Genomic DNA, 8,852 nt, shown 5'->3' on the forward strand with positions numbered 1-8,852 from the left:
CCGCCACCTTGCTTATTTCTTGAGAATTCTTTTCTCAATGTTTTTAACGATGTTTAACAGCAGTTCAATCCCAGGATTTCTGCTGTTGTCATTCCACAGCAGCGAGAGTGTCGTTCGTTGTGGGATATGCTGTAATTCAAGGAAATCAACGTGCGTATGGTAGCCTTTTTTTAAGGACGAAGGAACGATTGCAACGCCTAAACCCTGGGAGACTAAATTAAAGATACTTAATGCATTTACCGTTTTCAAAGCAACGTGAGGCTGAAACCCTTGGTCTTGGAAAATGCTCATCACAAGTTCGTAATAGGAATTGCTATATTCTTTAGAAAAAAGGATAAAAGATTCATCTTTAAAATCCTGCAGATTCACTTTCTTCGATTTCGCTAATGAATGTGTTTTTGGCACAACAAGCGCAAAATGATCGGTCAAAATCGGAATAGAGCGCAAACCCATAGGAGTATCCTTTATTCGTACAAATCCGAAATCCAATTCATTTCTTAAAAGCATGTCTAATTGTGCTTCGTTAGTGAGTTCATTCAGCGTAATATCAATGAGTGGCTGCTGCTGTTTTAGCTCGACTAATAGCTGTGGTAAAATTGCTTGGACGGCAGAACCGATGAAACCCAATTTTAGAGAAGTTAGTTTTCCTTCAGCGATTTTCTCAATCTGCGTTTTTATGATTCCCATCTGATTAAATAGTAGATCAACTTCCGTCTTGAGATATTCACCAGCGACAGTCAATGCAACGTTTCTTTTATCTCGTATAAATAGTGGCGCTCGATAATATTCTTCCAATTGTTTTATCTGTCTCGATAGTCCCGGCTGAGCAATATATAAGCGCTCCGCCGCCCGACGAAAGTGGAGTTCCTCAGCGAGGACCTTGAAATATTGCAGATGTCTTAGTTCTATTTGATAATTCATAGTTATCAGTCGATGATAAAATTGATATTACTGATTATCAAATATAGGGGCTAAATTTGGATATAAAGCATTTTATGATGAAATCATTCAATTACGGACAAGATATATTGAGCAGTGCAATTGCTGTTTCAATTGCAAAAGGTGAAACTAAAGCTGTTTTAACCGAAGAAGTTACGGCTGGCATAAATCGGAGTGCACAATATGTGCAAGAAATTGTTGACGCCGGAAAGGTAGTTTATGGTATCAATACGGGTTTTGGACCCCTTTGCACGAGTTTAATCGGTGCGAATGACACGAAGAAGCTACAGGAGAATATCCTTAAAAGCCATGCGGTAGGCGTAGGCGAGCCAATCGACGCCGAATTAAGTAAGTTGATGATGATATTGAAAGTTCAAGCATTGGCAAAAGGCTATTCGGGCGTTCAATTAACAACAGTCGAACGAATTATTTGGCATATTGAAAACGATGTCATACCAGTTGTTCCTAAGCAGGGTTCCGTGGGGGCATCAGGCGATTTAGCGCCACTCTCACATCTGTTTTTACCATTAATTGGACTTGGTAAGGTTTGGTACCAGGGGAAAATAAGTGCAACGCAGGATGTCTTAGATCAATATGGAATGGAGGCGATTCACTTAGGCGCTAAAGAGGGTTTAGCATTAATTAATGGTACGCAGTTTATGGCGGCTCATGGCGTCAAGGCTGTCGTAGAAATGAAACGATTAATGGACAATGCCGACTTAATTGCCACCCTGATGATCGAAGGGCTAAATGGATCTATCAAACCTTTCTTTAGCGAATTACATCAGTTAAGACCATATAAGGGCAACGTTTTTGTCGCTTCAACGATATTCAACTTATTAAAAGGCTCTGAGGTGTTGGAATCACATAAAAACTGTTCTCGTGTTCAAGACCCATATTCGCTGCGTTGTATTCCGCAGGTTCATGGCGCTTCAAGGAACGCTTGGTTGCATTTTAAAGAAATTATTGAAACAGAAATCAACTCGGTGACGGATAATCCAATTATTATCAACAATGAATTGACGATCTCAGGGGGTTCATTCCATGGGCAGCCAATCGCTCTTCCTTTAGATTATGCAACCTTGGCGGTTTCTGAACTAGGGAATATATCGGATAGAAGGGTTTACTTATCCCTCGAAGGCGAAACCAACGGGGTTCCTAAATTACTCATGAAATCTACTGGTCTAAACTCCGGATTTATGATTCTTCAATATAGTACGGCAGCAATTGCAAGCGAAAATAAAGGACTTTGCTTTCCGGCAAGTGCGGATAGCATTCCTACTTCCTTAGGGCAGGAAGACCATGTAAGCATGGGGTCGATCTCCGGAAGGAAATTGCTGCAGGTATTGGATAATGTAGACAAGATTTTAAGTATAGAACTACTTTGTGCAGCACAAGCCAAGGATTACCATCAACCTTTGAAATCAACTGCTGTTATCGAAGCGATACATCAGCACATCAGGGAGTCAATTCCGCATATTGAAGAGGATCAACCCATGACTGATCTTCTTGATGCGGCGCTGGAGCTTGTTAAATCAGGCGCACTTGTTGAGGTAGCGAATAAGGTTGCTAGTCAACAAGGAGTGGAATATTTAGGAACAGGTGCTTCATATTTTGAATGTTAAACATGGAAAAGCAAGGTATATTAATTGGGCCCTTTAAGCAGTTGGTCAGCATGGCTGAACTTCCGTTAAAAGGTGCGCTAAAAGATTCGCAACTAGAAGTAATTCCGGCTGCAGGTATTTGGATAGAAGGCGAGTCGATTAAGGAAGTTTCTGATTATCAGACGCTCAAACAAAAGTTAAAAAACGATTTAGAGCTTATCGAATTGGATGGAGATTTTGTTGCTCTCCCAGGATATATCGATTGCCACACACATATTGCTTTCGGCGGAAACAGGGCCAATGATTTTGCGATGCGCAATGCTGGTAGTTCTTATCTTGAAATTGCAGAAGCGGGCGGAGGTATATGGAGTACGGTGAAACATACGCGTGCATGCTCTCAAGAAGAGTTAAAACAGCTGACGGTAGAGCGTGCGAATTATCTGCTTGCTCAGGGAATTACAACTATTGAAGTAAAGAGCGGATATGGTTTAACCGTTGAAGAGGAATTGAAAACACTGCGGGCCATTGCCGATGCCGATAAGGAAACGAAAGCTGATCTGTTGAGTACATGTTTAGCGGCTCATATGTTGCCTAAGGACTTCGAAGGAAGTGCCGAGGAATATCTTCAGATGATCGCCAAAGTATTATTCCCCATTCTTAAAGACGAGCGCTTGACAACACGTGTAGATGCCTTTGTTGAAAGAAGCGCATTCTCTGCGGAACAGGCAAAGCCATATTATGAACAGGCAAAAGCTTTAGGTTTTGATCTTACGGTTCATGCCGATCAGTTTACCACCTCAGGCTCCAAGCTGGCTGTAGAACTGTCCGCGGTCTCAGCAGATCATTTAGAAGCTTCAACAGAAGAAGAAATTCAACTGTTGGCCGAATCCGATGTGGTCGCAGTTGCCCTGCCTGCTGCTTCTTTAGGTATAGGCTGTGCATTTACACCGGCCAGACGACTTTTAGATGCGGGAGCATCTTTAGCCATAGCAACAGATTGGAACCCGGGCTCGGCACCTATGGGCAAGCTGATCAGCAGCGCAAGTATATTAGCGAGTATGGAGAAACTGAGCAATGCTGAAGTATTTGCCGCTATCACCTTCCGTGCAGCTAAAGCTTTAAACTTACATGATAGAGGGCGACTGGTAGCAGGTTTGCTTGCGGATTTCAATATCTATCAGACGGATAATTATCAGAATATAACCTATTTGCAAGGGCGTCTTGAGCCACATGCTGTCTGGAAGAGAGGTCAACTAGTAAGCTCAAACAATCATTAATTATGGAAAACTTAAATTTTAAAGAAGCCTTGCTTCAGGGAATACCGGCAGAATTGCCTCAAGCAGCGATATACGATCAGACTGTAAGCCACGCACCAAAGCGTAAAGCCATATTGACGAAGGAAGAGGAAAAGCTAGCTATCCGTAATGCCCTGCGCTATTTCCCTAAAGAATGGCATAAGGTCTTGGCACCTGAATTTTTAGAGGAATTACATACATACGGACGTATTTATATGTATAGATTTCGTCCATCCTATGCTATGTATGCTCGCCCGATAGAGGAATATCCAGCAAATTCTATACAGGCGGCATCAATCATGTTGATGATTCAGAATAACCTGGATCCCGCTGTTGCACAGCATCCGCACGAGCTCATCACCTATGGAGGAAATGGTGCAGTTTTTCAGAATTGGGCGCAATATCTGCTCACGATGAAGTTCCTGGCGACGATGAATGATGATCAAACCCTGCATATGTATAGTGGCCATCCGATGGGCTTATTCCCCTCGTCCAGCTTTGCACCCCGCGTGGTGGTCAGCAATGGCATGATGATTCCGAACTATTCCAAGCCGGATGATTGGGAAAGGTACAATGCATTAGGTGTCACCCAATACGGTCAAATGACGGCGGGTTCTTACATGTATATTGGCCCGCAAGGTATTGTTCATGGCACCACAATCACGGTTATGAACGCCTTTAGAAAACAACTCTCATACACAGAAACTGCAGCAGGAAAAGTGTTTTTGACCTCCGGTCTTGGAGGAATGAGCGGAGCACAGCCAAAGGCTGGAAACATTGCAGGCTGTATTACCGTTTGTGCCGAAGTGAACCCTGCTGCCGCTCGTAAGCGTCATGAGCAAGGATGGGTAGATCTGCTCATTGAGGATATGGACGAATTGATTACTCGTGTTAAATCCGCAATAGCGAATAAAGAAATCGTGTCAATAGCCTATTTAGGAAATATTGTTGACGTGTGGGAACAATTCGATTTAGCCAATCTACCGATTACTGTAGGGTCGGATCAAACATCATTGCATAATCCATGGTCCGGGGGATACTATCCGGTCGGAGTCAGTTTCGAAGAGGCCAATCAGATGATCGCGAATGCGCCTGAAGTTTTTAAAGAAAAAGTTGAGGCATCATTGAGAAGGCATGCCGCCGCAATAAATAAGCATGTCGCTAAAGGAACTTATTTTTTCGATTATGGTAATGCTTTCCTGCTTGAATGTTCTCGGGCGAAAGCTGACGTCATGGCGGAGGATAACATTAATTTCCGATATCCTTCCTATGTACAGGATATCTTAGGGCCGATGTGTTTCGACTACGGATTTGGTCCATTCCGCTGGGTCTGCACTTCCGGAAAGGAGAGTGATCTTGAACTAACGGATAACTTGGCCTTACAAGTATTAGAAGATTTGAAAAAAGAGGCGTCAGAAGAGATTTCTCAACAGATGGATGATAATATAAAATGGATTAGCGATGCGAAGCAAAATAAGCTCGTTGTGGGATCACAAGCTCGCATTTTATATGCCGACGCTTTGGGCCGTACGAAAATTGCGATAGCATTTAATGATGCCGTGCGCGATGGCCGATTATCGGCTCCGGTTGTTCTCGGTCGAGATCATCACGATGTTTCAGGAACGGATTCTCCGTATCGCGAAACCAGCAATATATACGATGGTTCCCGCTACACCGCAGACATGGCTATTCATAATGTGATTGGCGATAGCTTCCGCGGTGCTACCTGGGTATCCATTCATAATGGTGGCGGAGTAGGATGGGGAGAGGTGATCAATGGCGGTTTTGGTATGCTGCTGGACGGCTCCGCTGAAAGTGAGGAGAAACTCCGACAAATGTTGTTCTTTGATGTTAATAATGGTATTGCACGACGTGCTTGGGCAAGAAACAAAGAGGCAAAAAGCGCCTTGGAAACCGAGTTGGCAAGAACAGCAAACTTTAAAGTAACAGAATCCGTTATGGTAGATGATCAACTTATTGATCAATTATTCAATTAATATATGGCAATACTCGATAATGCATATTATCAACCTGGCGATCAGCAGAACTGGCAGGGAAGAATTGATGGCACTGAGCAAGTATTCTTACGTTGGCATCAAGTCGTTGATGCAATTGATTTATCTAATGAGCAATCGCTCGCTGGCGCCTTCGTCCTATTAGGATTTTGTTGCGAGGAGGGAGTGAGGAGAAATCAAGGCAGAATCGGCGCAAAAGAAGGACCTGCAGCGTTCCGAAAAGTGTTGGCTGGACTACCAGTCCATTTTTCGGATACGACGCGTCTTATCGATGCAGGAGATGTTATTTGCTCTAATGAAAAATTGGAAGAAGCGCAAGACTGTCTGCATGCTGCGGTGAGTAAGATTATTTCCATGGGCGGATTTCCTGTGCTGCTTGGTGGTGGCCATGAAATCACCTACCCACATTATCTAGGTCTCCAAACAGCGACAAAACAATCTGTGGGCATCATCAACATTGATGCACACTTGGATATCCGTCCATTAGTGGCGGGTAAAGGCAATTCCGGAACTGGATTCTATCAAATTGCACAGCATACCGAACAGGAAAATCTTACCTTTCATTACTTAGCGATCGGCATTCAGGAAATATCCAATACAAAGGCCTTGTTCGACTATGCCGATGCCAAGGGGGTGGAAATCATACAGGCAAAGCGTATCTATACGGAGAGGCTAGGAGAGATCATTGATCAGATTATAGATTTTGGTAAGAAGGTGGATCAAGTTTATTTGACGATAGATTTAGATGCATTCGCTGCTGCTTATGCTCCGGGAGTATCTGCCCTAGCGTTCAACGGCATCGTACCGGACCATAATTTCCAGTTGATATTCGAAACAATCATTCAACTGCCTAATCTTTGTTCTATCGATATTGCTGAGCTGAATCCACGCTATGATATTGACAATAGGACGACCAAGCTTGGTGCCGATTTGCTATTCAAGCTGTTGCAGAAGTAAACCGAATTTGGGTATCTTTATACTTAAATCACATTATAGGAGGAAGCATGTCAAATATTGATTTCATCAGAGAAGAAACAGCAGCAGATATAGGTAATTTTTTAGTAGGGAGGTTATTGCCATTCCGTCAGAAACGTTCTATTGGTCCGTTTGTATTTATAGACCATATGGGGCCAGCATGTCTTGCCGATCATGAAAACTTAGATGTTGGTCCACACCCTCATATCGGATTATCCACATTAACCTATCTATTTGAAGGGTCTATCTTTCATCGCGATAGCTTGGGCACTGCTATGGAAATAAAACCTGGAGCAGTCAATTGGATGACTGCCGGGAAAGGAGTTGTTCACTCCGAGCGTACGCCAGAATATCTGCGGCAGAAAGATAAGTTCTTGCATGGCCTACAAATATGGGTGGCTTTGCCCAAAGAATTGGAGTTTCAGGAGCCCGAATTCCACCACGTAGAAGCCGACGCTATCCCTGCATGGGAAGCAGATGTAGTGTCTTACAAGCTTATCGCTGGTGAGGCCTTTGGAAAAAAATCACCGGTGCCGGTGCATAGCAAGCTCTATATGATGGAGATCAAAACAACTAAGGATGCATTAATTGATATTCGTGGAGAATTGTATGGTGAGAGCGGCTTGTACATCCTCGAAGGTGAAATCGAAAGCAATGGCTATACCTACGGTCCGAAACAGATTCTGATTACCTTAGATGCGCACCTGTGCTCGTTTGAGATGAAAGCAGGAACGACAGTTTATATCTTTGGTGGAGAACCCTTCCCAGAAGAACGATTTATCTATTGGAACTTTGTTGCTACCAGTAAAGAAATAATTGAGGAGGCGAAACAGAAATGGATAAACCATGAGTTTCCTAAAGTCCCTGGCGACGATGGTTATGTACCATTGCCGGCAGCGAGAAAATAAATTAAAAAAAAGGGGTAATTGATAGACTATCCCTTTTTTCATATTGATCTAAATATTTTGATCGACGATTGTATCGGGATCTGACCCCCATTCCGACCAAGAACCATCATATACCCGTATATGAGGATATCCTAATTCATAAGCACCTAATGCTAAAACCGATGCGGTAATGCCCGATCCGCATGTAAAGATATTTTGTCCCGAAGAAAAAGACTTGTCAGCATACAGAGGGGCTATCTGTTCGTTAGACCTAAAATATGCTCCATCAAGAACCTGATCAAAAGGAATATTCTTCGATCCCGGAATATGTCCGGACTTTAGCCCCGGACGAGGTTCCGGCGCGGCCCCGGAGAAGCGCCCCGCACTTCGAGCATCTGTAATATGCACGTCTGCTTCACCGACTAGTTCTTTTAATTCATCAATTTTAACGATCCACTCGCTATTCGGCTTTGCTATAAAGTTTCCCGTCTGTTGCACTGTTGCATAAGAATTAACCGTAGGAAGATCCATAGATTTCCATGCAGGAAAGCCTCCATTGATTACGTATACTTGGTCGAGGCCCATATATTTAAACATCCACCAAGCTCGCGGACTGGAATATACGCCCCAACGATCATAAAGTAAGACGATAGAATCCTCGTTGACACCTAGTTTTCTTGCTTCGTTCTCAAATGTAGACGCATCAACCATTGTGTGCGGCAGGTTAATAGCTTTGTCTGAAAAAGCGTTTTCAATATCAAGAAAATGTGAGTTCGGGATAAGCTCTAAGTTATTATTATCAAGCTTCTGTCCGACTTTATCAATGCTGGCATCTAATATGATGACACGGTCAGCTTGCTCTTTGATAAAATTTTGTACTTGTTCGATGTCGATTAATGCTTTGTTCATCATCTGATTCTTTTTACTAATGTAGGCATTAAAATCAAAAAAGAAGGTGTCTAAAAAGGCACCTTCTTCTGTTTTATAGCTTTTGCGATTTCATTACTGTTTTCATTTTTGAGTTTTAAGCAGTAAGTCGATATTTGATAGTTTTAACGCTCCTGACGTCAATTTGTATTGTATATAGTGTTTTATCGCTATAACGATTCTCAAAGAAGACATCGTGTGGCAAGTTGT

At 42.9% G+C, this 8,852-nt stretch carries 7 protein-coding genes; 5 read left to right on the forward strand and 2 right to left on the reverse strand.

The window, feature by feature from the left end:
- Positions 1–12: 12 nt before the first annotated feature.
- On the reverse strand, positions 13–921 hold the full coding sequence (locus tag B2400_RS03435; protein WP_293930822.1) for a LysR family transcriptional regulator: 909 nt from the start codon (positions 919–921) through the stop codon (positions 13–15).
- Between the two features lie 74 nt (positions 922–995).
- Here B2400_RS03435 and hutH point away from each other — a divergent pair, with 74 nt between their 5' ends.
- The 5 genes from hutH to B2400_RS03460 are packed head-to-tail and all read left to right on the forward strand — an operon-like array spanning position 996 to position 7,736.
- Positions 996–2,564: a histidine ammonia-lyase gene (gene hutH / locus B2400_RS03440; RefSeq protein WP_293930825.1), complete on the forward strand. Its 1,569-nt coding sequence runs from the start codon at positions 996–998 to the stop codon at positions 2,562–2,564.
- Between the two features lie 2 nt (positions 2,565–2,566).
- Positions 2,567–3,820 carry an imidazolonepropionase gene (hutI, locus tag B2400_RS03445; protein WP_293930828.1) on the forward strand — a complete coding sequence of 418 codons (1,254 nt, stop codon included), beginning with the start codon at positions 2,567–2,569 and terminating at the stop codon, positions 3,818–3,820.
- A 2-nt stretch (positions 3,821–3,822) separates the two neighbouring features.
- Positions 3,823–5,835, forward strand: coding sequence for a urocanate hydratase (locus B2400_RS03450; RefSeq protein WP_293930830.1), 2,013 nt, complete (start codon positions 3,823–3,825; stop codon positions 5,833–5,835).
- A gap of 3 nt (positions 5,836–5,838) precedes the next feature.
- On the forward strand, positions 5,839–6,810 hold the full coding sequence (hutG, locus tag B2400_RS03455) for a formimidoylglutamase (protein WP_293930833.1): 972 nt from the start codon (positions 5,839–5,841) through the stop codon (positions 6,808–6,810).
- Positions 6,811–6,857: 47 nt separating this feature from the next.
- The gene (locus B2400_RS03460; RefSeq protein WP_293930835.1) at positions 6,858–7,736 is read left to right on the forward strand and encodes a pirin family protein; all 879 of its coding nucleotides are present in this window, start codon (positions 6,858–6,860) and stop codon (positions 7,734–7,736) included.
- A 48-nt stretch (positions 7,737–7,784) separates the two neighbouring features.
- On the opposite strand, the gene B2400_RS03465 is transcribed toward B2400_RS03460, so the two are convergent.
- Complete coding sequence (locus B2400_RS03465) at positions 7,785–8,627, reverse strand: sulfurtransferase (RefSeq protein WP_293930838.1); 843 nt, start codon at positions 8,625–8,627, stop codon at positions 7,785–7,787.
- Positions 8,628–8,852 lie beyond the last annotated feature (225 nt).

This window comes from Sphingobacterium sp. UBA6645 (assembly GCF_002455685.1).
Taxonomy (GTDB): Bacteria; Bacteroidota; Bacteroidia; order Sphingobacteriales; family Sphingobacteriaceae; genus Sphingobacterium; species Sphingobacterium hotanense.